The 26904-nt window shown below is 68.4% G+C and carries 24 protein-coding genes and 1 pseudogene; 11 read left to right on the forward strand and 14 right to left on the reverse strand.

Annotation, left to right across the window (positions count from 1 at the left end):
• Window positions 1–44: 44 nt before the first annotated feature.
• The 3 genes from HNQ73_RS14265 to HNQ73_RS14275 all read right to left on the reverse strand — a co-directional run bounded on the left by HNQ73_RS14265 (window position 45) and on the right by HNQ73_RS14275 (window position 2627).
• Entirely contained in the window at window positions 45–833 is a 789-nt protein-coding gene (locus HNQ73_RS14265) for an ABC transporter ATP-binding protein (RefSeq protein ID WP_183335617.1), read from the reverse strand.
• Between the two features lie 71 nt (window positions 834–904).
• Window positions 905–1966: an ABC transporter substrate-binding protein gene (locus HNQ73_RS14270; protein ID WP_244650214.1), complete on the reverse strand. Its 1062-nt coding sequence runs from the start codon at window positions 1964–1966 to the stop codon at window positions 905–907.
• A gap of 202 nt (window positions 1967–2168) precedes the next feature.
• Entirely contained in the window at window positions 2169–2627 is a 459-nt protein-coding gene (locus HNQ73_RS14275) for an Lrp/AsnC ligand binding domain-containing protein (RefSeq protein ID WP_183335551.1), read from the reverse strand.
• 125 nt (window positions 2628–2752) lie between these two features.
• Between HNQ73_RS14275 and putA the strand changes: the two genes are divergently transcribed.
• The 3 genes from putA (at window position 2753) to ahpD (ending at window position 7279) form a co-directional block, all read left to right on the forward strand.
• Window positions 2753–5860, forward strand: a complete 3108-nt coding sequence (gene putA, locus HNQ73_RS14280; RefSeq protein ID WP_183335552.1) for a bifunctional proline dehydrogenase/L-glutamate gamma-semialdehyde dehydrogenase PutA — start codon at window positions 2753–2755, stop codon at window positions 5858–5860.
• A 271-nt stretch (window positions 5861–6131) separates the two neighbouring features.
• A complete protein-coding gene (locus tag HNQ73_RS14285) occupies window positions 6132–6686 on the forward strand; it encodes a peroxiredoxin (RefSeq protein ID WP_183335553.1) in 555 nt (184 codons plus the stop codon).
• A gap of 56 nt (window positions 6687–6742) precedes the next feature.
• Window positions 6743–7279 carry an alkylhydroperoxidase, AhpD family gene (ahpD, locus tag HNQ73_RS14290; protein WP_183335554.1) on the forward strand — a complete coding sequence of 179 codons (537 nt, stop codon included), beginning with the start codon at window positions 6743–6745 and terminating at the stop codon, window positions 7277–7279.
• 76 nt (window positions 7280–7355) lie between these two features.
• On the opposite strand, the gene HNQ73_RS14295 is transcribed toward ahpD, so the two are convergent.
• A complete protein-coding gene (locus HNQ73_RS14295) occupies window positions 7356–8138 on the reverse strand; it encodes a CPBP family glutamic-type intramembrane protease (protein ID WP_183335555.1) in 783 nt (260 codons plus the stop codon).
• A 203-nt stretch (window positions 8139–8341) separates the two neighbouring features.
• Between HNQ73_RS14295 and HNQ73_RS14300 the strand changes: the two genes are divergently transcribed.
• Window positions 8342–9082, forward strand: coding sequence for a P-loop NTPase family protein (locus HNQ73_RS14300; protein ID WP_183335556.1), 741 nt, complete (start codon window positions 8342–8344; stop codon window positions 9080–9082).
• A gap of 31 nt (window positions 9083–9113) precedes the next feature.
• On the forward strand, window positions 9114–9830 hold the full coding sequence (locus HNQ73_RS14305; RefSeq protein WP_183335557.1) for a hypothetical protein: 717 nt from the start codon (window positions 9114–9116) through the stop codon (window positions 9828–9830).
• An 11-nt stretch (window positions 9831–9841) separates the two neighbouring features.
• Here the strand turns inward: HNQ73_RS14305 and cueR are convergent.
• Window positions 9842–10281, reverse strand: a pseudogene (cueR, locus tag HNQ73_RS14310) (Cu(I)-responsive transcriptional regulator).
• Between the two features lie 10 nt (window positions 10282–10291).
• Window positions 10292–12808: a heavy metal translocating P-type ATPase gene (locus HNQ73_RS14315; protein ID WP_183335558.1), complete on the reverse strand. Its 2517-nt coding sequence runs from the start codon at window positions 12806–12808 to the stop codon at window positions 10292–10294.
• A gap of 149 nt (window positions 12809–12957) precedes the next feature.
• Between HNQ73_RS14315 and HNQ73_RS14320 the strand changes: the two genes are divergently transcribed.
• A complete protein-coding gene (locus HNQ73_RS14320) occupies window positions 12958–13161 on the forward strand; it encodes a heavy-metal-associated domain-containing protein (RefSeq protein ID WP_183335559.1) in 204 nt (67 codons plus the stop codon).
• A gap of 6 nt (window positions 13162–13167) precedes the next feature.
• Here HNQ73_RS14320 and HNQ73_RS14325 read toward each other — a convergent pair whose 3' ends face one another.
• The 6 genes from HNQ73_RS14325 to HNQ73_RS14350 all read right to left on the reverse strand — a co-directional run bounded on the left by HNQ73_RS14325 (window position 13168) and on the right by HNQ73_RS14350 (window position 21757).
• Window positions 13168–14121 (reverse strand): homocysteine S-methyltransferase family protein, encoded by a 954-nt coding sequence (locus HNQ73_RS14325; protein ID WP_183335560.1) that lies wholly within the window; start codon window positions 14119–14121, stop codon window positions 13168–13170.
• 116 nt (window positions 14122–14237) lie between these two features.
• Window positions 14238–15026, reverse strand: coding sequence for a DeoR/GlpR family DNA-binding transcription regulator (locus HNQ73_RS14330; RefSeq protein WP_183335561.1), 789 nt, complete (start codon window positions 15024–15026; stop codon window positions 14238–14240).
• A gap of 29 nt (window positions 15027–15055) precedes the next feature.
• The gene (locus tag HNQ73_RS14335) at window positions 15056–15781 is read right to left on the reverse strand and encodes an LOG family protein (protein ID WP_210305303.1); all 726 of its coding nucleotides are present in this window, start codon (window positions 15779–15781) and stop codon (window positions 15056–15058) included.
• A 163-nt stretch (window positions 15782–15944) separates the two neighbouring features.
• Entirely contained in the window at window positions 15945–16859 is a 915-nt protein-coding gene (locus HNQ73_RS14340; protein ID WP_183335563.1) for a DMT family transporter, read from the reverse strand.
• Between the two features lie 179 nt (window positions 16860–17038).
• Window positions 17039–20473 carry an autotransporter domain-containing protein gene (locus tag HNQ73_RS14345; protein ID WP_183335564.1) on the reverse strand — a complete coding sequence of 1145 codons (3435 nt, stop codon included), beginning with the start codon at window positions 20471–20473 and terminating at the stop codon, window positions 17039–17041.
• Between the two features lie 483 nt (window positions 20474–20956).
• Window positions 20957–21757, reverse strand: a complete 801-nt coding sequence (locus tag HNQ73_RS14350; protein WP_183335565.1) for a DUF72 domain-containing protein — start codon at window positions 21755–21757, stop codon at window positions 20957–20959.
• A gap of 183 nt (window positions 21758–21940) precedes the next feature.
• Here HNQ73_RS14350 and modA point away from each other — a divergent pair, with 183 nt between their 5' ends.
• Genes modA through modC form a run of 3 tightly spaced genes read left to right on the forward strand, consistent with a single transcriptional unit; the run spans window position 21941 to window position 24475 of the window.
• A complete protein-coding gene (gene modA, locus HNQ73_RS14355) occupies window positions 21941–22693 on the forward strand; it encodes a molybdate ABC transporter substrate-binding protein (RefSeq protein ID WP_183335566.1) in 753 nt (250 codons plus the stop codon).
• Window positions 22694–22706: 13 nt separating this feature from the next.
• Window positions 22707–23384, forward strand: coding sequence for a molybdate ABC transporter permease subunit (gene modB / locus HNQ73_RS14360; protein WP_183335567.1), 678 nt, complete (start codon window positions 22707–22709; stop codon window positions 23382–23384).
• A complete protein-coding gene (modC, locus tag HNQ73_RS14365) occupies window positions 23381–24475 on the forward strand; it encodes a molybdenum ABC transporter ATP-binding protein (protein WP_183335568.1) in 1095 nt (364 codons plus the stop codon). The genes modB and modC overlap by 4 nt, the downstream gene beginning before the upstream one ends.
• Here the strand turns inward: modC and HNQ73_RS14370 are convergent.
• The gene (locus HNQ73_RS14370; protein WP_183335569.1) at window positions 24441–25274 is read right to left on the reverse strand and encodes a helix-turn-helix domain-containing protein; all 834 of its coding nucleotides are present in this window, start codon (window positions 25272–25274) and stop codon (window positions 24441–24443) included. The two genes, modC and HNQ73_RS14370, sit on opposite strands and share 35 nt — an antisense overlap.
• 115 nt (window positions 25275–25389) lie before the next feature.
• Here HNQ73_RS14370 and HNQ73_RS14375 point away from each other — a divergent pair, with 115 nt between their 5' ends.
• Window positions 25390–25794: a hypothetical protein gene (locus tag HNQ73_RS14375; protein WP_183335570.1), complete on the forward strand. Its 405-nt coding sequence runs from the start codon at window positions 25390–25392 to the stop codon at window positions 25792–25794.
• Between the two features lie 19 nt (window positions 25795–25813).
• Complete coding sequence (locus HNQ73_RS14380) at window positions 25814–26134, forward strand: DUF1330 domain-containing protein (protein ID WP_183335571.1); 321 nt, start codon at window positions 25814–25816, stop codon at window positions 26132–26134.
• On the opposite strand, the gene HNQ73_RS14385 is transcribed toward HNQ73_RS14380, so the two are convergent.
• Window positions 26127–26828, reverse strand: coding sequence for an ArsR/SmtB family transcription factor (locus HNQ73_RS14385; RefSeq protein WP_183335572.1), 702 nt, complete (start codon window positions 26826–26828; stop codon window positions 26127–26129). The two genes, HNQ73_RS14380 and HNQ73_RS14385, sit on opposite strands and share 8 nt — an antisense overlap.
• Between the last annotated feature and the right edge of the window lie 76 nt (window positions 26829–26904).

Raw genomic sequence — 26904 nt, forward strand, 5'->3', positions numbered from 1 at the left:
GGCCTCGGCCTCTGCTGCGGCGGATACGGAATCGGCCTCGGCGTTCATGCTGTCTTCCTCGCATCGGCGATATGGCCGCGCAGCTCATGCACGATGTCGATGAAGGCCTTCGTGTAGGTGATCTCGAGGTCGCGCGGGCGGGGAAAGTCGACCACCCGCTCGGCAACGACGCGGCCGGGACGCGCGCTCATGCAGAAGATGCGGTCGGCGAGGAAGACGGCCTCGCGCAGGTCGTGGGTGACGAGAACCACCGTCATGCGCCGTTCGGCGTGCAGGTCGCGGATCACGCACCACAGCTCCTCGCGCGTGAACGCATCGAGCGCCCCGAAGGGCTCGTCGAGGAGGAGGAGCCGCGGCTCGTGGATGAGCGCGCGGCACAGCGAGGCACGCTGCTGCATGCCGCCCGAGAGCTCCCACGGGTATTTCCCGCCCTGCCCGGCGAGGCCCACCTTTGCCAGCAGCTGCTCGGCCCTGGAGACGTAGGCGGCGCGCTCCCGCTTCAGGCGGCTGCGGTGCGGCTCGACGATCTCGAGCGGCAGGAGCAGGTTCTCGAGCGTGGTACGCCAGGGCAGCAGCGTCGGGTTCTGGAAGGCCATGCCCGCGATGCGCACCGGCTCCGTCACCGGCGCCCCGCCGACGAGGATCGTCCCAGCGCGGGGAAACTGCAGGCCCGTGGCGAGCTTCATCAGCGTGGACTTGCCGCAGCCGGACGGGCCGACAACGGCGGCGAACTCGCCCTCGGCGATGGAGAGCGACAGGTGCTCGACGGCGGGAAAGCCGTCACCACTGCCGTAGGCGTGCGTGACGTCCTTCAGGGCGACGAAGGCATTCAAGCGGGTCACCTTTCCTTGGCCACGGGAACCGGCCGCCAGAGGCGGCCGGGATGGACGCGGCGAGGGAACGGTCAGTCCACCATCCGCTCGGCGAGCGGAGGCAGGTAGGTGTCGACGAAGATCTCGCTGGCCACCGGCTTCTTCTTGAACGTGAAGGTAAGGCCGATCTGCTCCAGCGCCTTCTCGAACCGCGCCGGATCGATGTCACCGAAGCCGTGCTCCTTGACCCAGGGCGTGACGACGTTCTGGGCAAGGTTCATCTGCAGGCGCTCCAGCTCCACCTCCTTCTTGGCGACGTCGTTGCGTTTGATGACGCTGTCGACCGCGGCGGAAGGATTGGCGATAGTGTCCTTGAGGCCGCGCACGAAGGCACGCAGGAAGCCCTTGACGGCCTGCGGATTCTCCTCGGCGAACCTGGACGAGACCATGATGGCGTTGCCGTACAGCTCGACGCCATAGTCGCCCATCAGCATGACCACGATGTCGTCCACAGCGACACCGCGCGACTTGAGATTGATGAGTGACGACATGGCGAAGCCGAAGATGGCGTCGACCTCGCCCGAGGCCAGCATCGGCTCGCGCACCGGGAAGCCGACGTTCTCGAACTTCATCTTGGAATCGTCGAGCCCGTTCACCTCCTTGAAGATCGGCCACTGGGCGAACGCTCCGTCGGCGACCGGGGCGCCGAAGGTCTTGCCCTCGAGGCTCTTGGGATCGGTGGAGATGCCGCGGCTCTTGCGGCCGATGATGGCGAAGGGCGGCCGGTCGTAGACCATCATCACCGCCTTCACGTCGACGTTGGGATTCTCGTCGCGGAAGCGCACCAGCGAGTTGATGTCGCCAAAGCCCATGTCGTAGGTGCCGGACGCGACGCGCGGGATGACATCGCGCGAGCCATTGCCGGTGTCGATGGTGACGTCGAGGCCCTCTTCCTTGAAGTAGCCCTTGTCGATGGCCACGAGAAACGGCGCTGCCGGACCCTCGAACCGCCAGTCGAGCGTGAAGCGCAGCGGTGTCTGCGCCGCGGCCGCACCGGTCCAGAGCGCGGCGGCGCCGGCGAGCACGCCGGCGAAGGTCCTCAGAACGCTGCGGCGACACTGACCGAAGGGGCTCAACACGGACAGAAGGGACATCGGGCGGACTCCAGTCTGGAAGCGTTGGACGCGTAGGGCCGCGTCATCGTTATCGAAGCAATATTCGTACCGGAACGGGCGGTGCAAAGCGCCTGGAACTGATCGTGACGGGCCCTTTGCCCCTGTCAAGGACGATGCCCCCGTCGGGCCGGTCACAAAGCGTTTCGTATCCTGACGCCTGCCCTCGGCGCTGGCCTGTTGCCTAATTAACGGGCAGCGCACCGTCGCTCTTGACCTCTTCCATGACGGCATAGGTGCGCGTCTCGGTGACGCCGGGCAGCGACAGCAGCACGTCGCCGAGGAAGCGGCGGTAGGCTGCCATGTCGGCCACCCGCGTCTTGACGAGATAGTCGAAGCCGCCGGCCACCATGTGGCACTCCAGCACCTCCGGCGCGCGCCGCACGGCCTCGGCGAACCGCTCGAAGATGTCGGGCGTCGTCTTGTCGAGCGACACCTCGACAAAGACCAGCAGCTCGAGGCCGAGCTTGCGCGGGTCGAGCCGCGCACCGTAGCCGGTGATGTAGCCCTCGCGCGTCAGACGCTTCAGCCGCTCGCTCGTCGCCGTCGGCGACAGGCCGATTCGCTCGGCCAGCTCCACGGTGGAAATGCGGCCGTCCGCCTGCAGGACGGTGAGGATGCGCTTGTCGGTCCTGTCGAGCACTTGCGCCTTTCGCTATGGATAGCCCGTTTCATAGCGATTTTTGTGGCCGTTTGCCGATTTCGTCAAATCGAAAACCGGCTACTTCCGGGCTATCGTAACGATCTCCCCATGGAGTTTGATCGTCGATGCGTTCCGCCACCAGCCAGTTCCATCCAGCCATGCCGCCCTTCCGTGCTCCCTTCGCGCCCGACGATGTCGCCATCGCCCGCGATCTCATGGCCCGGTCCACGCTGGAGCCGGAGCGCGAGCGCCGCATCGACGCCTTGGCGACGAGCCTGATCGAGGCCATCCGTTCAAAGAGCGGCGGGCTCGGCGGCGTCGAGGAGCTGCTGCGCGAATATTCGCTGTCCACCCGCGAGGGTCTCGCGCTCATGGTGCTGGCCGAGGCGCTGCTGCGCGTGCCCGACAGCGCCACTGCCGACCGGCTGATCGAGGACAAGCTCGGCCAGGGCGACTTCGCCCGCCACGAGGCGAAGTCCGACGCCTTCCTCGTCTCGGCCTCGGCCTGGGCCCTCGGTGTCACGGCGCGCATCATCCAGCCCGGCGAGACGCCCGAGGGCATCCTTGGCCAACTCGCCAAGCGCATCGGCCTGCCAGCAGTGCGTACGGCCACGCGCCAGGCCATGCGCGTGCTCGGCAACCACTTCGTGCTCGGCCAGACCATCGAGGAGGCGCTGAAGCGCGCCCAGTCGAGCGCCGGGCGCATCTATCGCTATTCCTTCGACATGCTGGGCGAGGGCGCCCGCACGAAGGAGGATGCCGACCGCTACTGGCGCTCCTATGCCGATGCCATCGACGCCATCGGCCGGGCAGCCGGTAACGAGCCGTTGCCGAACCGCCCCGGCATTTCCGTCAAGCTCTCGGCGCTGCATCCTCGCTACGAGGCGGTGAGCCGCGCGCGGGTGATGGCCGAGCTGGTGCCGCAGGTGGTCGCGCTCGCGGAGAAGGCCAAAAGCTACGACCTCAACTTCACCATCGACGCCGAGGAGGCGGACCGGCTGGAGCTGTCGCTCGACGTCATCGCCGCCGTCGTCGCCTCGCCTTCCCTCGCCGGCTGGGACGGCTTCGGCCTCGCCATCCAGGCCTACCAGAAGCGCGCTGCCGCAGTGATCGACTGGATCGCCGCGCTCGCCGAGCACCATGACCGCCGGTTCATGGTGCGCCTCGTCAAGGGCGCCTATTGGGACACGGAGATCAAGCGCGCGCAGGAGCGCGGCCTTTCCGGCTATCCCGTCTTCACGCGCAAGGCGATGACAGACCTCCATTACATGGCCTGCGCCGAAAAGCTGCTGGCCCTGCGCCCGCGCATCTTCCCGCAGTTCGCCACGCACAACGCGCTCACCGTGGCCAGCATCGTCGAGCGCGCCGGCAAGGTGGAGGGTTTCGAGTTCCAGCGACTGCACGGCATGGGCGAGGCGCTCTACGGCAAGCTGCTCCAGACCCTGCCGGGCGCCGCCTGCCGGACCTATGCGCCGGTTGGCGGGCACCGTGACCTTCTCGCCTATCTGGTGCGCCGCCTGCTCGAGAACGGCGCCAACTCCTCCTTCGTGTCCGTGGCGGCGGACCCGAATGTGCCGATCGCCGACATCCTCAAACGGCCGGCGGCGATCATCGGCTCGCCCGAGGCGGCCGCCAACCCGCGCCTGCCCCTGCCGGCCGCGCTCTATGGATCACGCATCAATTCGGCCGGCGTCGAGTTCGGCCACGCGGAGGAGTTCGAACGGCTCATGGACGATCTGCAGAAGGCGGGCCTGCCGACGGCCCCGGCCCGGGCCCTCGTCGACGGCGAATCGCGCCCCGGCACGCGGCGCGAGGTCATCAGCCCTATTGACGGCAAGACCGTCGCCGGCATCGTGGAGGATGCGGACGAGGCCACAGCCGATGCGGCGATGGCGGCGGCCAGGGCCGGCTTCGCGGCCTGGGCGGCGACGCCTGCCGCAACGCGCGCCGAGGCCATCCGCAAGGCGTCCGACCTGCTCGAGGCGCGGCGCGGCCTGTTCATCAACCTGCTGCAGACGGAGGCGGGCAAGACGCTTGACGATGCGGTGGCGGACCTGCGCGAGGCGGTGGACTTCTGCCGCTACTACGCCCGGCAGGCCGAACGGCTCTTTGGCGAGAGCATGGCCCTGCCCGGCCCGACCGGCGAGGAGAACCGCCTCGTGCTGCGCGGGCGGGGGCCCTTCGTCTGCATCTCCCCCTGGAACTTCCCCCTCGCCATCTTCATGGGCCAGGTGACGGCCGCGCTCGTTGCCGGCAATTCCGTTGTCGCCAAGCCTGCCGAGCAGACGCCCATCATCGCCCATGAGGCGGTGACGCTGCTGCACGAGGCCGGCGTGCCGAAGAGCGCCCTTCACTACGTGCCCGGCGACGGGCGCATCGGCGCCCGGCTGGTGGCGCATCCGGCCGTCGCCGGTGTGGCCTTCACCGGCTCGACGGAGGTTGCGCGCATCATCAACCGCACGCTCGCCGCCAAGGACGGGCCGATCGTGCCGCTCATCGCCGAGACGGGCGGCATCAATGCCATGATCGTCGATGCCACCGCCCTGCCCGAGCAGGTGGCCGACGATGTCGTGACCTCCGCCTTCCGCTCGGCCGGCCAGCGCTGCTCGGCGCTGCGGCTCATGTGCGTGCAGGAGGACGTGGCGGACCGCATGATCGAGATGGTCGTCGGCGCGGCACGCGAGCTCAAGGTGGGCGACCCGCGCGACCCGTCGGTCCATGTGGGCCCGGTGATCGACGCCGAGGCGAAGGCGAAGCTCGAGGCGCACATCGCCGCGATGAAGGCGAACGCCCGCACGCATCTCGCCATCCCGGGCCCGACGCCCGGTACCTATGTAGGCCCGCACATCTTCGAGCTGGCCAGCCCCGGCGACCTCAAGGAGGAGGTCTTCGGCCCTATCCTGCACGTCGTGCGCTACAAGGCGAACCGGCTCGATGACGTGATCGCGGCCATCGAGGCCACGGGCTACGGCCTGACGCTCGGCATCCATTCGCGCATCGAGGAAACGGTCGAGCACATCGTCGCGCGGCTGCAGACTGGCAACGTCTACGTCAACCGCAACATCATCGGCGCGGTGGTCGGCACCCAGCCCTTCGGCGGCCACGGCCTGTCCGGCACGGGGCCGAAGGCCGGCGGGCCGCACTATCTGCTGCGTTTCGCGACGGAGCAGACAGTGACGGTCAACACCGCCGCCGCCGGCGGCAACGCGAGCCTCATCGCAATGGGAGAATGAGGGAGCGGTCGTCCCCGTTCCCCATTCGCGGCAACGCGACACCGACGCGCCGCGGCGGGGGCCCGCCCCGCCGGTGAGCTATTTCGTCCCGCCGGGCCCGCCATGCGGCCTGCGCAATTTACATTCCGCGCCGGGTGGTTATTGTCGCGCTGCCGTGCGCGGTTGTGCACTGCACCGAAGCCGCGTCCGCGGCTTCTTCAGCCCCTTTCTTCCCTTGGCGGCGCGAGCGCGACAGAGCGCAGCGCAGCCATTTGCTTTGCGGAGAAGCGAAATGCTCGGAATCGGCGACAAGCTCCCCTCGTTTAGCGTCACCGGCGTCAAGCCCGGCTTCAATCACCACGAGGAGAACGGCGAGAGCGCCTTCGAGACGATCACGGAGCAGAGCTTTCCCGGCAAGTGGAAGGTGATCTTCTTCTATCCGAAGGACTTCACCTTCGTCTGCCCGACCGAGATCGCCGAATTCGCCCGCCTCGCCCAGGAGTTCGCGGACCGTGACTGCGTGGTCCTCGGCGGCTCGACGGACAACGAGTTCTGCAAGCTCGCCTGGCGCCGCAGCCACCCCGACCTCGATAAGCTGCCGATCTGGTCCTTCGCCGACACGAACGGCTCGCTGGTTGACGGCCTCGGCGTGCGTTCGCCCGAGGGCGTCGCCTATCGCTACACCTTCATCGTCGACAACGAGAACACCATCCAGCACGTCTACGCGACCAACCTCAACGTCGGCCGCAACCCCAAGGACACGCTGCGCGTTCTCGACGCCCTGCAGACGGACGAGCTCTGCCCCTGCAACCGCGAGATCGGCGGCGCCACGCTGAAGGCCGCGTGAGCAGCAAGGCCGGGCGCCCCGCGCCCGGCCCCTCCCAAGCCAAGGATTTGCACGCGATGTCGCTCGAGACGCTGAAGAGCAAGATTCCCGATTTCGCCAAGGACGTGCGGCTCAACCTCTCGTCCCTGGCGCAGGACGAAACCCTGACGGACCAGCAGAAGTACGGCCTCATCCTCGCCTGCGGCATCGCCACGCGCAATGCCGAGGTGGCCACCGCCTGCGAGGCGGAGGCGAAGGCCAGGCTGTCGCCGGCCGCGCTCGACGCCGCCCGCGCCGCTGCCGCCATCATGGCGATGAACAACGTCTACTATCGCTTCGTGCACCTTGCCTCGAACAAGGAATACGGCACCATGCCGGCGAAGCTGCGCATGAACGTCATCGGCAACCCGGGCGTCGACAAGGTCGACTTCGAGCTGTGGTCCCTGGCCGTCTCGGCCATCAACGGCTGCGGCATGTGCATCGATGCGCACGAGAAGGTTCTGCGGGAAGCCGGCGTTTCGACGGCCGCCGTGCAGACGGCGGTGCGCTTTGCCGCCATCATCCAGTCCGCAGCCGTGGCGCTGGAAGCGGCTGCGCTCGCGCAGGCCGCCTGAGTCGGCCCTGCCCGTCGGGCCAGAACACTCGGTCGCACAAGGGCCGCCACGCGGCCCTTTTTCATTGGCAGAACGGTCATGCCGGCCGCCGCTCAGCCCGTCGCGAACAACAGAGGCAAGAGCTGCAGCGGAAGGTGCGCAGCCGCATGGGCGGCCATCGCGGCCTCCAGCCCGCGCCGGACGAAGAGAAGACCGCAGACCACGCCCACGAGTCCGTGGTCAGCAGGGCCCGCGCGACGATGGCCGGCGTGAGCGGAGAAAGTGCAGCTGTCGCCGGCAGATGGCCCAGTCCGAAGACGAGGGCAGCCACGGCGATGGCGAACGCAACGTGCCCGGCGCCGGCCCGTGCGCCGGATCGCCAGCCGCGAGCCCGAAGATAGACAAGCGCCGAGAGCAGGAAAAGGCGCAGCAGGATCTCCTCGGCGATGCCGCCATAGAGCATGCCGGCGAGCAGGCGCTTCCACGGCGCGATCTCGGCGAAGGCCGCGACTGCCGGCGAAAGCGCTCCACGGAACAGAACCCCGTCGAGAACAACGGTCAGCAGGCCGACACCGAGACCCGCGGCGATTGCCCGCGCGAGCCGCGCGTCCGCCAGCGGCACGGACCGGCCGCCGACGAGCGCAGCCAGCAGCGGCGCTCCGGCAAGCCCGACGCGCCCGGCGGCCTTGAGGCCGAGATGGGCGGCGAGTGCGAAGACAACCAGCGCCTGCACCGCCAGCCCGCCTGTCAGCACCGGCAGGGGCGGCAGATCGGCGAACGCGCCGCCGAGGGCCAAGGCGATCGGAAGGGTGGCGAGGGAAGCCGCGCATCCGAGGCACGACAGCAGCAGGACAAGGCGATGATGGACGCGTTTCTCCATGGTTTCCCTGGGCGACAGGCCCGCAACGGGGCACCGTGAGACCCAGCTAGGGCGCGGAGATTACCGCTGCATGACGAACCGGCGTCGCAGCAGCACCCCGCCACTCAAATTGCATTCTTGACGAACTACAACCTCTGCGCGAATAATGATTTTGCTTTCAATCATCCGGTTGTCCAAAGCCAGAATTTTCTTGGGGTCGTTTCATGAAACATTCGGTTATCCTGGTCGGCGCCGACAAGGGCGGCGTGGGCAAGACCACGACGTGCCGCGGTCTTCTCGACTATCTTATCGAGCGCAATGTATTACCCCGAGCTTTCGACACCGAAACGCCTCGCGGCACGCTGCAACGCTTCCACCCGGACATCACCGAGATCGTTGACCTGTCGCAGACGGCTGGCCAGATGCGCATCATCGACACGCTGGCACGCACGGACGTGAAGGCGAGCGTCATCGATGTGCGCGCCGGCCAGATGTTGCGGACGCTCGCCGCCCTGCGCGACATGGGCTTTCTCGACGCGGTGGCCGAAAAGCGCTTCAACTTCATCGTCCTGCATGTCCTCGGGCCATCGATCGCCTCCCTGGACGAGATCGCCGAGGCCGTACCCTTCACGGGGGATGCCCAGTACTTCCTCGTGAAGAACAAGGTGAACGACACGACCTTCTTCGACTGGAGCCCTGCGACAGCAAAGGCCTATTTCGGTAAGATCAGATGCGCCGGCGAGATCGTCATCCCCAAGCTCAACGAGATGGCCTACGAACAGGTTGAGCTGGCGGGGACGAGCTTTTCGTCCTTTGTCGCCGACAGGACGCGTGACGGCGAGGAGGCCGGCTATTCCTTCGTGCTGCGCGGCTATGTCCGCACCTGGCTGCGTGCCGTCTACGCGGAGTTCGACCGGGTGCAGCTCGCCGACATCCTGACAGCGTCGCCCGGCAAGCGAAGCTGAGCAAAGCCGAGGCAACGATCTGGACGCTGCTATGCGACACGTTGTCATGAGCGGCTGGACGCCCATCTTCATCGCCTGCGGGCCCCGGGCGCACGTCGGCAAGACACTCTCTGCGCGACTCTTCCTGGAGTTCTGCCGGGCGAGCGGTCGACCGCCGCTCGCCTTCGATGCCAACCCGCACGATGCAATGCTGGCCGCCGCGACTAAGGGGGCAGCCGAGGTCGTCAACCTCGCCACATCGGTCGGGCAGATGCGGCTGTTCGAGGGCATGCTGAGAGCGGGCCCGGAGCCCCGCGTCGTCGACCTGTGGCACGGATTCTACGATCCGTTCCTCGATCTCGTGGAACAGACGGACTTCGCCTCGGAAGCCGCACTGCGCGATTTCAAGCTGGTGCTGCTGCTACACGGGCGGACGCTGGAGGAGTTCGCCATCCACGCCACGCAGCTCAGCGCGCGCATCACCCCGGCTGAAACCATCGTCGTGCTCAATGGGCACGTCTGCGAAAATGCCAATTCAGGCTTCGGCCGCTTCGAGCATTCCCTGACGATCCTGCCGATCGCGTCGTCGATCCTGCGGCGGCTGGAGCGCGGGGGGCTCGGGTTCGTCGAGGCGACGGACGCCAGACACGGCCTGCCCTCGCCGGTGGCCCGCGGTTGCCTGAGAGACTGGCTGACGCATGCCTTCGCGCAGTTTCACGCCATCGAGCTGCGCCACCGCCTCGGGGCGACGACCTTCAATCCAGGCTGAGCATACTGTCGTCACATGCGCGCAGAATGCTCTGCCGCCGCGTGTCGCGATGCCTCATCGGGTCCACCTTCGGCGAGGCTGTCGAGGATAGGGCAGTCGGGCCGGTGGTCGCCGTGGCAGTGGTCCGCAAGATGCCGGAGCGTGCTCACCATCTCGCGGATCTGGCGCATCTTTTCCTCAAGCTCGGCAATGTGGGCGACGGCGATACGCTTCACGTCCGCACTGGCCCGGCCGTGATCGGCCCACAGGGCGAGCAGCTCGGCGATCTCCCTGACCGAGAAACCGAGGTCGCGCGCCCGGCGGATGAAGCGCAGCCGGTGGATGTCGCTCGTCGAATAGACGCGATAGCCCGCCTCGGTGCGCGCCACGCCGCTGAGAGGCCGATCCGTTCATAGTAGCGGATCATCTTGGCCGAGACTCCCGAGGCGGCCGCGGCTTCGCCGATATTCATGAGTCACTCCTCAGCTTCGGGCGATGGCCTCGCGTGGCGGCGAGAAGCGCCGTAGCCGCAAGGCGTTGGTGACGACGAAGACACTCGACAGGGCCATCGCCCCGGCGGCCAGCATCGGCGACAGCAGGATGCCGAAGGCCGGATAGAGCACGCCGGCCGCCACGGGGATGAGCGCAACGTTGTACGCGAAGGCCCAGAAGAGGTTCTCGGCGATGTTGCGCATGGTCGCGCGCGAAAGGGCGAAAGCCGTCGCGACGCCGGTGAGCGCGCCCGACATCAGCACCACATCGGCGCTCTCGATGGCGACATCCGTGCCGGTGCCGATGGCGATGCCGACATCGGCTGCGGCGAGAGCCGGCGCGTCGTTGATTCCGTCGCCGACGAAAGCGACAAGCCCGGCGCGCCTCAGCCGCTCGACAACCTCCACCTTGCCGCCGGGCAGCACCTCCGCCTCCACCGCATCGATGCCGAGGCGCCGGGCTACTGCCTCGGCCGTGCGCCGGTTGTCGCCCGTGACCATCACGACGGTGAGGCCGAGACCATGCAGGGCCGCCAGGGCGGCAGGCGTGGAGGGCTTGATCGTGTCGGCGACGGCGACGATGCCCGCAAGGCGCCCGTCGACGGCCGCGTAGAGCGGCGTGCGACCCTCGTCGGCAAGACGCGCCGCCTCCTCGGCAAAGGGTGCCACGGAGACGCCCAGCCGCTGCATCAGGCGGTCTGCCCCCACCTCGACGCGCCGCCCGGCCACGACGGCGCTGACGCCGAAGCCGGGGTCGGCCGAAAAGGATTGGGCAGGCGCAAGTTCGAGGCCCCGCTCGGCGGCGGCACGCACCACTGCCTGGGCGATCGGATGTTCCGAGCGCGCCTCGGCGGAAGCGAGGAGACGCAGAAGCTCGTCCTCATCGAACCCGTCGGCGACGACGAAGTCCGTCAGCGACGGCCTGCCCTGGGTCAGCGTACCCGTCTTGTCGAGGGCGACGGTGCGCACGCCCCGCAGGCTCTGCAAGGCGTCGCCCTTGCGAAAGAGGATGCCGAGCTCGGCCGCGCGACCCGTAGCGACCATGATCGAGGTTGGCGTCGCAAGGCCCATGGCGCAGGGGCAGGCGATGATGAGCACTGCGACCGCGTTGACGAGGGCCAGCGACAGCGCCGGCTCGGGGCCGAACGCGAGCCAGGCGAGGAATGTCGCAACCGCCGCAGCCACGACGGCCGGCACGAACCAGGCCGTGACCTTGTCGACGAGTCCCTGGATCGGCAGTTTCGCCCCTTGCGCGGCCTCAACCATGCGCACGATCTGGGCGAGCAGCGTGGCGGCGCCGACCTTGGTGGCGCGGAAGGTGAAAGAGCCGGTGCCGTTGACGGTGCCCGCCACGACTTCCGCGCCCGCCGCCTTGGCGACGGGGATCGGCTCGCCCGTAATCATGGATTCGTCGACGAAGGAGCTGCCGTCGAGGACCTCGCCGTCGACTGCGATGCGCTCGCCCGGACGCACCACCACGACATCGCCCACGGCGACATCGCCGATGGCAACCTCGCGCTCGGCGCCGTTGCGCAGGACGCGGGCCGTGCGCGGCTGCAGGCCGACGAGACGGCGCACGGCCTCGCCGGTCCGGCCCTTCGCCCGCGCCTCCAGATAGCGGCCGACGAGGATGAGCGTGACGATGACCGCCGCCGCCTCGAAATAGACATAGGCGGTGCCCGCCGGCAGCAGGCCGGGGGCGAAGGTGGCCACGCTCGAGTAGAGGAAGGCCGCGCCGGCGCCGAGCACCACGAGCGCATTCATGTCCGGCGCACCGCGTAGCAGGGCCGGCACACCCTTGGCGAAGAAGCGGCGGCCCGGCACAACGAGCACCACCGCCGTCAGCGCGAACTGCAGCGGCCAGTTGAGATCGCCGAGGAGCGCCATCACCCGGTGGTGAAAGCTGTCAAAGATGTGGCCGCCCATCTCGATGACGAAGACCGGCACGGTCAGCACGGCAGCCAGGATGACGTCCCGGCGCAGGGCTCGCGTCTCTGCATCGCGGCGGTCGATCGCCTCGGCGTTGCCGGCAGCCGCTTTGTCGAGCGGGCGCATGCCATAGCCGGCGCGCTCCACCGCCGCCACGAGGCTCGCCGCATCAACGGTGCGGGCAACATGACGCACGGTGGCCTCGCCGGTGGCGAGGTTGACGCTGGCCGCGAGGACGCCGGGCACTGCGGAGAGCACCTTCTCGATGCGGGCCACGCAGGAGGCGCAGGTCATGCCGTCGACGGCAAAGCGGCTGGTCTCGACGGGCACCGTATAGCCGGCCCTGGCCACGGCGGCGACCACGGGTGCGATGTCGGCCTGGCGGCCGGAGAAGGCGATGCGCGCCCGCTCCGTCGCGAGATTGACGTCGGCAGCCGCGACGCCGGAGACGCCCGATATCGCCTTCTCGACACGTCGCATGCAGGAGGCACAGGTCATGCCCTCGATGGGCAGGAAGACCGTGGCACCCTCCGCGGCGGCGACACCGGGCGAGCCGGCCTCATCGGGTGATCGTTTCATCGGCAACTCCCGGAAAGCGAGGTTGCCCCTCATATGAGGCTTCCCACGATGGGAAGGTCAAGGTCACCCGCCCCGACCCACGGCCGCTTGACCTTACCACGATGGGAGGGAGTAGACAGGGCTGAAATCACCCCTTCCGGAGATCCTCCATGCTCGTGTTTCACGTTCCCGAAATGAGCTGCAGCCACTGCGTGGCGACCATCGAGCGCGCCATCGCGGCGCTCGACCCGCGCGCCGAGGTGGCCATCGATCTTTCCGCCCGCAAGGTGACGGTGAAGACCACTCGCGAGCAGGCCGAGGTCCGCCGGGCGATCGACGAGGCCGGCTACAAGGCCGAGCCGATCGCTGCGTGAGCCGCCTCAGGCGAGGCATTCCTCACAGATAGCGCGCAGGTGGCGGATGTCGGTACCGCAGCAGCCGCCGAGCACGCACACGTGCTGCATCAATCCCTCGCGCAGCTGCCTGTAGCGCCGCCCAAGATCGACCGGGTCGCCCGGGTCGAGCTCGGGCGAGGCATCAAGCTCGGCATGGCTCATCGTTGAGGCACTGGCCCGGATGCCTCCGATGCGCCGGCGCCATGCCGCGTCCGTTCCCCCCTCGTCGAGCACGCCGGCGAAATGGGTGGGGTGCGCGCAGTTGATCATGTAATAGGCCGGATAGCCGCCGGTCTCGTCATCCACCAGCGCGACGGCCTCGGCCGGGCTCTCGCCAGAGGGCCGCCTGCCATCGGTCTCGACGGTGAAGGAGATGACGACCGGCATGGCGTGCGCCTGCGCCGCCCGCGCGATGCCCGCCGCCTCGCGGGCGTAGGTCATGGTGATGGCGCTCACCATGTCGGCCTCCGTCGCCGCCAGTGCCGCGACCTGGTGGGCGTGATAGCTCTCCGCCTCGGCCGGAGACATGCTGGTGTCGGCGACATAGCCGTCGCCACGCGGGCCGACCACCCCGTTGATGACGATGGGCGTATCGGCGGTCTCGAAGCGGCGGCGCAGTGCCTCCGCGAAGGACACGGACTCCCGCTGCACCTGCGCCAGGTCGGACAGCGTGTAGCCGAGACGCGCGCCCCAGTCGGGATTGGCCCGCCACGTCGCGGTATCGAGCACGAAGCCTGCGCCGTGGGAGCGGGCAAGCTCGAGATAGGGCACGAAATAGTCGCTCAGCCGCTGGCGCCCCTCCTGGTCGAGCAGGAGGGGAAAGGCCGCGAAGCAGGGCAGATCGACATTCTCGAGAAAGACGAGGGTGGTCTCCAGTCCGCCGTCCGCCAGGAAGGGGCGTCCGTCGAGCTGTGGCAGTCGCTGTCGGTAGAGTGCCATCATCCGCTCCTCTCAGCGCACAACGCCTCATGAGGCACGGTTTCTGGCCCACCGGTCCGTGCCAGAGCACACATGGCACCCTGCCGACAGCAGCTATTATCTTGCAGCCGTGCTCGCTACGTCTCGTCGCTCCGGGCCTCGCCCACCTCGACGACTTCCACGCCGTGTTCGCTGCACAGTTCGCGCAGGGGCGCGGAGGTCAGCCGGTCGGTGACGAACACGTCGACCTCGCGCAGATCGGCGATGCGCACCGGCGCCGTGCGGTCGAGCTTGTGGGCATCGGCGACGAGGACCACGCGGCGCGCATTCTCGATGATGGCGCGCGCCACGCGCACTTCCCGGTAGTCGAAATCGAGCAGCGCCCCGTCCTCGTCGATGGCCGAGGCACCGATGACGGCATAGTCCACCTTGAACTGGCGCACGAACTCCACCGCCGCCGAGCCGATGATGGCGCCGTCGGCACGGCGGACCGGCCCGCCCGCAAGGATGACCTCGATCGCCGGGTGGCGATAGAGCAGCGTCGCCACATTGAGGTTGTTGGTGATGACGAGCAGGCCCTCGTGATCGACAAGGGCGCGCGCCACCTCCTCCGTGGTCGTGCCGATGTTGATGAAGAGTGAGGCGTTGTTGGGCACGAGCCGCGCCGCCGCCTCGCCGATGGCCCGCTTGCTGGCGTGGGCGATGAGGCGCCGGGCCTCGTAGGACAGGTTCTCTACGCCGGAGACGACGATGGCGCCGCCGTGCACGCGCGTCATCAGCCGCCGGTCACAGAGCTCGTTGAGATCCTTGCGGATGGTCTGCGGGGTGACCTCGAAACGCGCGGCAAGGTCCTCGACGTTGACACGCCCCTGCACGCGCGCGATGGCCAGGATGTCCTGCTGGCGCGGGGTGATGCTGTCGCTCATGGGGCGCCCCTACCTCGGGCCGATTCGGATCAGCGGGATTGTGGGGGCAGCCGGAGGCCGGAGGCAACGAGCTTGTCCCATATTTCCTCGGCGCTTTCGGCGAAGTCGAACAGGTCGAGATCATGCGGGGAGATGGTGCCCTCGTCCACGAGCGCCTCGAAATTGATGATCGAGCGCCAGTAGCTGGCGTCGTAGAGCACCACCGGCAGGCGCGGCGCCTTCTGCGTCTGCAGAAGCGTGAGGAGCTCGAACAGCTCGTCCAGCGTGCCGAAGCCGCCCGGAAAGACGACGAGGGCATTGGCGCGCATGGCAAGATGCATCTTGCGCATCGCGAAATAGTGGAAACGGAATGTGAGCTCGGGCGTCGAATAGGCGTTCGGCTCCTGCTCGTGCGGCAGGGTGATGTTGAAGCCGATGGAGGGGGCACCGGCCTCGAAGGCGCCCCGATTCGCCGCCTCCATGATGCCGGGCCCGCCGCCCGTGGCGATGACGTTGTCGCGCTGGCCGTCGCCGTCGTGGTTCATGGCGCCGCCCCGCTCGGAGGCGATGCGGCCAAAGCGGCGCGCTTCCTCATACCAGCGGGCGCGGCGCTCGAGCTGCTTGCGCTCGCGCTCGCTCATCGCCGCGACGGCCGCCGGGTCGTCGAGAGGCCTGGCCCTCGCCGTCCCGAAGACGACGATGGTGGAGCGCACGCCCCAGCGGCGCAGCGTGACCTCGGCCTTCGCGTATTCGAGCAGAAAGCGCACCCCGCGCATCGCATCGCTGAGCAGGAACTCTTGGTCCAGCGCCGGCAGTCGATAGGAAGGGGATTCCAGCTGCTTGCGGTTGTCGCTCGTCACTGTTTCTGCCTCTTGCTCGTCAGGCGTTCCAACATGGCTTGCGATTATCAGGCTCCGCCGCTTTATCGAGCCGGCCCGCTCAGCGCCGGCGCTGCAGCGCCTGCTCGCGCAGGAAGATGAAGAGGCCCGCCGCGATGATGATGGCCGCCCCCGTGAGCATGGCGGCATCCGGGATGTCCCCGAAGACGAGATAGCCGAGGACCACCGCCCACACGATCAGCATGTATTGATAGGGCGCCAGCACTGAGGCGCTGGCGTGCTTGAGCGCGCGCGTCACGCAGACATGGGCAGCGAGCGCCACCACGCCGAGCAGCGACAGCAGGGCGAAGTCCCCCGCCGTCGGCGGCACCCATCCGAACGGCGAGAACACGATGCCGAAGGCGAGCGCGCCGAGCGTCTGCCAGAAGACGAGGGCAGTGTCGCTCGTGCCCCGCAGGTGGCGGGTGGTGATCATGAGGAGGGCGAAGAAGATGCTGCCCAGGAGCGCAACGAGCGCGTGGATGTCGAACGTCACCGCCGAGGGCCGCAGCGCAATGAGCACGCCGACGAAACCGACGAACACCGCCGTCCACCGTCGCCAGCCAACCTTCTCGCGCAGGAAGAGCGCCGACAGCGCCGTCACGTAGATGGGGCCGGCGAGGTAGTAGGTGACGACATCGGCGAGCGGCAGGCCGATGACCGCCCAGTAGAAGAACACGACCTCCAGGGTGGCGCAGACGACGCGAATGAGCTGCAGACCGGGTTTCGGCAGGGCAAGGATGTTGCCGAGGCCCTCGCGCCACACAAAGGGCACAAGCACGACGAGCGCAGCGAAGCTCCGGATCAGCAGCACCTGCGCCACCGTGAAGGTGGCGACCAGCCACTTGCCGAGCACGTCGTTGACCGAAAACATGAAGATTCCGAGCATCATCAGGCTGATGCCCAGGAGGGCGTTGCCCGATGGCGCCGCCCTGGCGGCGGCCGCGTCATCCTCGCGCGCCGGTGTTGCCGACATGCTGCTTCTCCCACGGCGCCGAGACGGGCCGACCTCTCGGACACCGTGCATCGCCCGTCACAGCAGGAAAAGCAAGCGCGCCCGCTGCATGGCTCGCCGGCAGCAGCAGGACACCGTGGGAGGACGTTCGCCGCCCCGACGCGCCGGGCTCCTGGCGGGGAGCCGGCGCGCGCGGCTTCTCAGAACTTCCAGCTCAGGTTGCCAACGACGCCATGGGTCTCGGTTGCCTTGCTGAACTGGCCGGAATAGGCGACGCCGACCGTCAGTTTTTCGGTGAAGGCGGCATCGAGGCCGGTCTCCACGACGCCCACGTTCTTCGCAAGCGGCACGCCGTAGACCCTGAAGGGGCTGCTGCCGGCGAAGGCATGGACGGCACTGACCCAGGTCTTGCCGAAGGTATGACGCCAGCCCAGCATGCCGCGGGCGGTCAGCCCTACGCCGTAGACATTGAAGTTCTGCTCGAGCCGCAGACCGAGCGTGCCGAAAAGCTTGTCGACGGAATGGCCGGTGCTCGTCAGGGCCGCAACGCCTACTTCCTCGCGGTACTTGTCGTCCTCCTGCCTGACATAGGCGAGGCTGCCGAAGGGCTCCAGCTTCAGGGCCTCCCAGCGCAGCGCATAGCCGAGGTCGCCATAGGCCTGCAGCGTGCTTGCGTCATAGTGCGAGGCGAGGCGCTCCGAGAAGCCGGGGAAATTCACGTCGCGCGTGGTGCTGATGTCGTGCCAGGTGTAGCCGGCGCCGAGCTGCAGGCCGAGCCGGTTCCACTGCGCGCCTCCGTAGAGGCCGATATGATAGTTGTCGCTCGTCGCATTGGAATTGCGCTCGCGGACGTTGAACCGGGACTGGCTGTAGCCGCCGACGACGCCGACACGGACCTTGTCTGCGAGCGGAATGTCGGCGCCGACGAGGAAGCCGAGCGTGCTGTGCGCGACGGTGGCAGCGTTGCCATCGCCGTTGTTGCTGTTCCAGGTCCCCAGGCCTTCACCCCACAGGACGAGACCATCCTTGGCCCTCGGCTCACCTTTGTCCGGCATCGGGTCCTTGAGGTCGCGGCTCACCGTCCGCGCCTTGCGGGCAAGACCGCCGAGCGCCGTGCGCAGGCGGTTGCCCGTGGCATCGCGGACGAAGCGGCTTTCCTCGAGAAGCCTGGTCTTGGTCGAGGCGTAGATCTCGCCCGAGATCTTGTCGAAGGCGTCGCGCGCCTCGTCGTCCGTCTGCAGGTAGGCGATGGCGCGGAACAACTCATTGGTCGGGTAGTTGGTGACCGGATCCCGCTGCCACTTGAGCTCCTGCGCAGCCGTCGCTGCGTTGATCTGGTTGACCGTCCGCCCCGCTTCCGGGAACAGGCGGAACTGCGCCACGTCGAGATAGACGTTGTTGTCGTCGTATTGGTCCTCGATGCGGTAGAAGGTCGACACCCAGGTGTCGCCGGTCAGGGTATACGTGCCGGTGCGGCCACCGTCCGCCGTCAGCACCGTATATCGGTGCTCCAGCTCATAGCGGGCCGGATCGATCTTGGTCACGTTGAGGATGGAATCGGCCTCGATCGTTGCCGTGCCGGTGACGTGGATGAGGTCGTTTTCACCGGTCGAGCGCACCTCGGTCTGGTAGAAGGATCCTGCCTCCTGCGTGAGATTGCCGGCGATGGTGAGGGTGCCGATGGGGGTCCGGTCGGGATCGGTGGAGTTGCCCGGGGCGATGGTGCCGTCCGCATGCACGACCGTGGAGCCCACCTGTCCGAGGCCTTCCAGCGTGCCGCCCGCATTCACGTCCACTGTGCCGCCGAGGACGCCGTTGACGGAGAGCGTGCCGGCATCGACGAAGCTGCGGCCCGTGAAGCCGGAATTGTTGGCGGTGAGACGCGTCACGCCGGTGCCGATCTGCCGGATCGTGCCCGCGCCGGTGATCTGACGGTCAAAGATCTTCACGTCGGACCGGTTGAAGGCGAGGGTGCCGTCGGCACGGATGTCGACGCCCGACGTGGCGTCGATGGAGCCGGTGGTACCGCCGTCGCCCAGCTGCAGCGTGCCACGGAAGATAGTGGTGGGCCCAGTATAGGTGTTGGCGCCGGTCAGGATCGTCGTTCCGGTTCCGATCTGCTCGACTGCCCCGGTCCCGCTGATCACCTGGCCGTAGGTGTAGGCATCGGACCGGTTGAACTGCACCACGCCGTTGTTGACGACGTCGTTGACGACATGGCCGGTGACGCCGGCGTCGGTCGCCCCCTCGTGGCCGATGCGCAGCGTGCCGCCGGCATGCACCGTGACATCGCCGGCGAGCACGTTGTTGACCACCATCGTGCCGCCGTAGACGTGAGCCGGTCCGGTGAATCCGGATGAGTCCCCGTCGAGGACCGTGAAGCCATCGTAGTGATTGACAGTGCCGAGACCGGCGAAGCCCGCCTTGAAGCGGTAGTCTTGGGCCAGGCTGCCCGTATGCTTGAAATTGACCGTGCCGGAGCCCTCCCCGAAGAGGACGAAGTTGGCGTCGAGCGTGCCCGGCGCGACGGCGGCAGAAGTCGTGTCGGCGTTCGAGAGCCAGTCCTTCGCCGTCGCGTGCAGGCCATAGTCGATGCCGAGCGGTGAAAAGGCGCCGATGTTGAGGATGCCCGTGGAGCCGGCTTTCTCGCCGATGGTCAGCGTGCCCAGGCCATTGGCCACGCGCACCGTGCCACCTTCGTTGATGACGAGTACGCCCTCGGTGCCGCTCTCGGAGCCGAGGGTGAGCGACTGGCGGCTGTGCCAAAGGCTGCCGGCGCCGTTCACCAGCGCGTAACCCCACGCCCCCGGCTCCTTGGCGATGACACCGATCTCGTTGTTGACGCTTCCGCCGCTCTGGACGATCAGATGCCCCGCGCCGCGCACGCCGACATCGAGGCGCCCGCTGCCGTTCATGGTCCCCTGGGAAGTGATGGAGATGCCGACACCGGTAGCAGTCGCGCCGATGGCGATGTCTCCGCCCACGGTCGTCGTTGCCGGCAGTCCGACCGTGTACAACTCGCCGTAGCCCGACTCGCCGATGACGAAGTGGTCGCCACTCGTGATCCGGCCGTTGTTGAGGAGGCGGCCGGTGCCCGATGCATTCGTGCCGAGCGATACGCGGCCGTTGACTGTGATCGTACCGGTCGCGGCATTGGAGAGGGCACCGGACACGATCGTGCCGACCGCGAGGTTGCCCCCCACCGTCGTGGTGCCCGAGTTTGAGAAGTTGCCGACGCCAGTCGAGCCGACAACCATGGTATTGCTGACCGCCAGCGTACCGGAATTGGTGAGGTAGCCCGCACCGAAGCTGCCGCTGGCCGCCCTGCCCCCCGAGAAGCCGATGAAGAGGTTACCGGCAGCGGCTGAACCGGTATTCTGGACCGTGTCGTGCTGGACCGGGCGTCCGCTGGAGCCGCTCTGATAGGTCGAAAGGCCGATGTTGACGTCCTGCGACGCCGTCGGGATCCCGTTGGACCAGTTGCTGCTCGTCGACCACAGATTGTTGCCGGCCACCGAGCACGTATAGATACCGCACGTGTAGTAGTATGAGCTCCCTCCGGTCCAGGAATTCTGAGCCAGAGCCGACGAGGACGATACCATCGCCAGCGCAACGAGCGAACCGCTCAATTTCATATTATTAGCCGGCTTCATTCTATCCTCTACGCGTTGCGAGCGCTGTGGAGTGGTGGGAGCGTCGGACGAGCTACCTCGCGCGCTACGGCGACATGCGCCGAACGCGGGGCGGCGAAGCCTTAAAATGGACAGAACGAAGGAGCGCCCCTCGAACACTCCGCTGTAGAAAAGCCGCCAACGTGCCTGCAGCTCAATGCATTCCGCGGCTGTGTTATGGGCGATCTGTGCACACGAGAGCGATCAACGACATATCATCAATTTTTCTCTTTCCGCCCGTTCTATACTGTAAGAAAAAACAGAACATCGTCCTGCCCGCAGATCTAACTGTTCGCACGAAAACAATCCGGTGCCCGGCGGGCGCTGCAATGCAGGGCGCGCAGAGAAGCATTCTCTGCTCTCGCGCAGGGCCAGGATCAGGAAAGGAAAATCGGAGGCTCCCCCCTGCCGCGCCTGGCGGCGAGGACGCCACGAGCGCGGGCCGTGCTAGGCCAGCCGTTCGACGAGCGCCATGGCGGCTGCTGGATTGACCACCTTGTGGCCGCTGATGACGTAGAGGAACACGTCACGCCCCTGTGGCGCCGCAACGTGGGGGGAGACGGTGTCGAGGTCGCCGGGTGCGCTCCCCGCCGCCCAGGCACGGGCACGCTCGGCCCAGGCGTCGAGCGCAGCCGTAGCATAGCCGAGCGCCTCGCCCGCGCTCGTGCCCATGATGCGGGCATAGACGAAGGGCGCCGTCACATCCGCGATCTGCGGATACGGGCTGTCCCCCGCCACGACCTCCGCGTGCTCGCGCAGCAGGGCGATGAAGTCCGGCGAGCGGAAGCTGTCGTGGCGCACCTCCACCGCGTGGCGCAGGGCGAGCCCGTCGACCGATTTCGGCAGGAGCGCGAGGAAGGCAGCGAAATCGTCCGGGTCGAACCTCTTGGTCGGCGCGAACTGCCAGTTGATGGGCCCGAGTTTCTCGCGCAGTTCAGCGATGCCGCCGGTGACGAACCGCTCGATCGACTCGCCCGCCTCGGCCAGCACGCGCCGGTTCGTGGCAAAGCGCGGTCCCTTGAGGGAGAAGACGAAGCCCTCCGGCGTCTCCTCCCGCCATCTGGCGAAGCTCTCGGGCTTCTGCGAGCCGTAGAACGTGCCGTTGATCTCGATGGAGGTGAGCCTGCGGCTCGCATATTCGAGCTCGCGCTTCTGGGCGAGCCCCTCGGGATAGAAGGTTCCCCGCCAGGGCTCGTAGGTCCAGCCGCCGATGCCGATGCGGATGGAGGGCGCTGCGTCCTGCGGCACGTCTCGTCTCCCGGTTCGCTGCACACGGGGCGGCCCTGCCACGGCGCCGGCGCCGCGGCCACCCGTTTCGGGCCACGATAGCATCGCCTGTGCTTCCCCGCAGCCAGACGACGCGTTATATACGTCGGAATATAACGCCTGCACGAAGCCCGGACCGGCCGCCGCCCGCACGGAGCCCCGCCGATGAAGACGCCAGCCATCGTCTCCCTTCTCGTTGCGGCCGTGCTCGGGACGCAGGCTCTTGCGGGCGAGGTTCATGTCGCTGTCGCCGCCAACTTCACGGAGCCGGCGAAGGAAATCGCTGCCGCCTTCAGGGAGAAGACCGGACACGATGCCGTGCTGAGCTTCGGCGCGACAGGCCAGCTCTATGCGCAGATCACGCAGGATGCGCCCTTCGGCGTCTTTCTCTCCGCCGACGCCGAGCGCCCCCAGCAGGCGATCGACGAGGGCCTGGCAGAGAAAGGCAGCCGCTTCACCTATGCCGTCGGCCGCCTCGTCCTGTGGAGCAGGGACGCCAGCCGCAAGGCCAGCGAGGATGCACTGCGCGAGGGCGACTTCCAGAAGCTCGCCATCGCCAATCCGCAGGTCGCCCCGTATGGCGCCGCGGCCGTTGAGGTACTCCGGAGCCTTGGCGGGCTCGCGGCGGTCGAGTCCCGGCTGGTGCAGGGCAACAACATCACCCAGACCTTCCAGTTCATCGACACCGGCAATGCCGAATTCGGCTTCGTCGCCGCCGCGCAGCTTGCGGGACGGAGCGACGGCTCGCGCTGGCTCGTGCCCGAGCATTTGCACCGGCCGATCCGCCAGGATGCCGTGCTGCTGAGGAAGGCGGCCGGCAACGAGGCAGCGGCCGCCTTCGTCGCCTTCCTGAAGGGGCCGGAGGCGCGCGCCATCATCGAGCGCTACGGATACGGCACCGGCGACGGCGGAACCTGAGCCGGGCTGCCCCATGACGACGGAGATCTCGACAGCCGTTCGCCTCACGCTGCAGCTCGCTGCCGTCACCACGCTCGTGCTTATCCTCGTCGGCACGCCGCTCGCGTGGTGGCTGGCGCGCTCGCGGCGCTGGTGGGCGGAGGTCGTCGCGGCCATCGTCGCCCTGCCCCTCGTGCTACCGCCGACCGTGCTCGGCTTCTACCTGCTGCTGCTGCTCGGCCCGTCGGGGCCCGGCGGGCTGCTCGCAGGACTGTGGGGCGCACGCACCCTCGCCTTCACCTTCGAGGGGCTCGTCATCGGCTCCGTCATCTATTCCATGCCCTTCGTGGTTCAGCCCATCCGCAACGCATTCCTGGCCATGGGCGAGCGGCCGCTCGAGGTGGCGGCGACGCTGCGCGCCTCGCCGCTGCGCGCCTTCTGGACCGTGGCCGTGCCGCTCGCCCGGCCCGGCTTCCTCACCGGGGCCGTGCTCGGCTTCGCCCACACGGTGGGCGAATTCGGCGTGGTCCTCATGATCGGCGGCAACATCCCCGGCGAGACGAAGGTGCTCTCGGTGGCCATCTATGACTATGTCGAGACGCTGCAGTGGCGCGAGGCCAATCTGCTGGCCGCCGGCATGGTCGCCTTCGCCTTCCTCGTCATCCTGGCGGTGACGCTCGTGGACAGGCACGTGGGACGGGTGCGCGAATGACGGCGCCGACGATCGAGGTGGCCTTCACGGGGCGCCACGGCAGCTTCGCGCTCGACGTCGCCTTCACGGCGCCGGGCCGGGGCGTCACCGCCATCTTCGGCCCCTCCGGCTGTGGCAAGACGACGGTGCTGCGCTGCATCGCCGGCCTCACGCGTCTTGCCGGCTCCTGCCGCGTCGCCGGGGAGACGTGGCAGGACGCCGCCACCTTCCGCCCGCCGCATCGGCGGCCGGTCGGCTACGTCTTCCAGGAAGCAAGCCTCTTTCCGCACCTGTCGGTGCGGGCCAACCTCCTCTATGGCGTGCGGGGACGCATGCCGGCCGATGCGGCCATCCGCTTCGACGACGTCGTCGACCTGCTCGGCCTCTCCCCGCTCCTGTCCCGCGCGCCGCACAACCTCTCCGGGGGCGAGCGCCAGCGTGTGGCCATTGGCCGCGCCCTGCTTTCGCAGCCGCGGCTGCTGCTGATGGACGAGCCCCTGTCGGCCCTCGACCGGGACACGAAGGACGAGATCCTGCCCTTCCTCGAGCGGCTGCACCTCGCCCTTTCCCTGCCCGTCCTCTACGTCACCCACGACATGCGCGAGGTGGAGCGGCTCGCCGACCATCTCGTGCTGATGCGCGCGGGGCGCGTCCTCGCCGCCGGGCCGCTCGCCGCCCTGCAGAGCGATCCGGCCCTGCCGCTCGCGACGGCACGCGATGCCGCTGTCGGGCTCGATGCCGTCGTCACTGCGGTCGATGCCGCCTATGGCCTTGCGACGCTCGCCGTCGCGGGCGGCACCTTCATCGTGCCGGCAGGCGCGGGCACCGCGATCGGCGAGCGCCGGCGACTGCGCATCGCTGCCGGCGACGTGAGCCTCGCCCGCGAGCCCCCCGGACCGAGCACCATTCTCAACGTGCTCGAGACGCGCATCCTGACCGCACAGACTGGCGGCGACGAGGTCACGGCCGTGCTCGGCCTCGGGCGCGACGGCGCCGGAGCGCGCATCCTCGCGCGCGTCACGCGCCGCTCCTTCGAGCGGCTCGGCCTCGCCGAGGGCATGGCCGTCTATGCGCAGATCAAGAGCGTGGCGCTGGCACCCGGGGCGCGCTGAGGGCCGCCGCCGTCGCCTCGTCCGCCGGGAAGAAGGCCTCGATCGCGAGCTCCGCGAGGGTGATGTCGACAGGCGTGCCGAAGACGGTGGTTGTCGAAAAGAAGGAGAGCACGCCCCCCGGCGTCGCAAGGCGCAGCGGCACGAGCACGCCGCCGAAGTCCTCGATGCCCGCCAGCGCGCTGTCGCCCTCGCCTCCGTCCGGTGCGGGAAGGGCCTTCAGCTCGTCCATCAGCGCCATGAGGACGGGATCGGCGGTCACCTCGATCTGGTGCCGCAGACGGTCGAGGAGATGCGCCCGCCATTCGGCGAGGTTGAGGATGTGGGGCGCGAGCCCGGCCGGATGCAGGCTGAGGCGCAGCACGTTGACGGGCGGCTCCGTCAGGCTCCTGTCGGCGGCGAGCGCCACGAAGGGCGACACTGCCGCATTGGCGGCCACCATGGTCCAGTGCCGGTCAATGGCGAGGGCAGGGAACGGCGCATGGCCCTCGAGCACCAGGTCGATGGCCCGCCGGGCCGGCGCGAGGGCCGGATCGTCGAGGCTCCGCTCGGGATAGAGGGGCGCGTAGCCTGCGGCCAGCAGCATGAGGTTGCGCTCGCGCAGCGGCACGTCGAGCCGCTCGGCGAGGCGCAGGATCATCGCCCGGCTGGGCACCGAGCGGCCGCTCTCGATGAAGCTCAGGTGCTTCTGCGAGATCTCGACATCGAGCGCGAAGGCGAGCTGGCTGAGCCGCCGGCGCTGCCGCCAGCGGCGGATGTGGTCGCCCACAGTGCGGGCGGGAGTGGTGAAGGGCCTCGTCATGGCCCGACGATAGCGCCCCGGCGCCGCTTGCCAATTACCTGCGGCTTAATTGGCACGCCGCCGTCCGGGCGGGATGCTCCCCGGCGTTGATGACACCACGCCACGGAGAGAACCCATGCCGACCAAGCGTTCCATGTCCTTCCTGCGCCTCGCACTCCTCGGCGATGGCGTGGCGAGCGAAGCAACGGGGCTTGCGATGATCGCGGGCGCCGGCCTGCTGGAGGGCGTTCTCGGCCTGCCGGAATCGCTCCTGCGCTATGCGGGGCTGTTCCTGGTGCCCTATGCGATCGTCGTCGCCTTCGTCGGCACGCGCGAGCGCATTGCCCGCGGCGCGGTGCTCGCAATCGTCGCCGTCAACCTCCTGTGGGTCGTCGAGAGCCTTGCCCTCCTCGTCGGCGGCTGGGTGGCGCCGACCGCGCTCGGCACCGCCTTCGTGCTGTTCCAGGCGGCCGTGGTGGGGGGTTTTGCGGCGGCGCAGTGGCTCGGCCTGCGCCGCGACGCGGCCCTTTCGCCGGCCTGAACCATTCCGGGAGACCGACATGACCACTTTTGCCGTCGCCCACCTGCACGCCGTCAGGATGGGCCCTGCCATCGCGGAGTATCTCGAGCGGATCGACGCGACGCTCGCGCCCTTCGGCGGCCGCTTCGTCCTGCACGGCGAGCCCATCGAGCCGCTCGAGGGATCGTTCGAGGGCGACCTCGTCATCATCGCCTTTCCCGACAGGGCGAGCGCCCGCGCCTGGTACCGGTCCCCGGCCTACCAGGCCATCCTGCCACTGCGCCGGGAGAATGCGGAGGGTGCGGTTTTCTTCGTCGATACGGTCGGCAGCGACCATCGCGCCACCGACATCCTCAGGTGAGGACGATGCCGAAATGCCGGCGCAGCGCCTCCTCGCCCCTGCGCGTGACGGCGACTGCGCGGCTGCCCTCGATGCGCCGGATCCAGCCTTGGGCGAGGCAATGGCTGCACAGGGCCGCACCGACGGCGCCGCCCAGATGCGGGCGGCGCTCGCTCCAGTCGAGACAGGGCCGGCACAGCATGCGGGCGCGCCGCCCGGCCGCCGGAGACGGCAGGTCGATGCCGAGGCTGGCGAGGAGATCGACGCCGCTCGCCGTCAGGCTGGCGGCCTCCGGCTCGATCTCGGCATGCCCGGCCGCGACGAGCGCATCGGCCAGGGCGACCCCGAGCCGGCCGGCGAGGTGATCGTAGCAGGTGCGGGCGCGGCGCAGCGCCTCGTCGCGCGGCCCGACCACCAGCCGTCGCACCGGCGCGGGGCGCGTCGCGGCGATCTGCATAATGCCCTCCACCATCTGCGCCACGGCCGGCGAGGCGAGCCGGTGATAGCGATGGCGGCCCTGTTTCTCGACGGCGACGAGACCGGCCCCGGCCATACGGGCGAGGTGGCCGCTCGCCGTCTGCGGCGTCACGCCGGCGGCCCGGGCCAGTTCACCGGCCGTCAGCGCCCGCCCCTCCATCAGGGCCTGCAGCATGGCCGCCCGTGCGGGCTCCCCGGCGAGGGCGGCAATTTCGGCGAAGGCCGCTGTCGACACCATCTGCGGTCTCCCTGCGAGGCACCCAGTCTGGCACATGCCTTTGCCTTATGTTTCGGAGAAGACCGTAACACCGGCG

This window comes from Chelatococcus composti, from assembly GCF_014201415.1.
In the GTDB taxonomy this organism is placed as follows: domain Bacteria; phylum Pseudomonadota; class Alphaproteobacteria; order Rhizobiales; family Beijerinckiaceae; genus Chelatococcus_A; species Chelatococcus_A composti.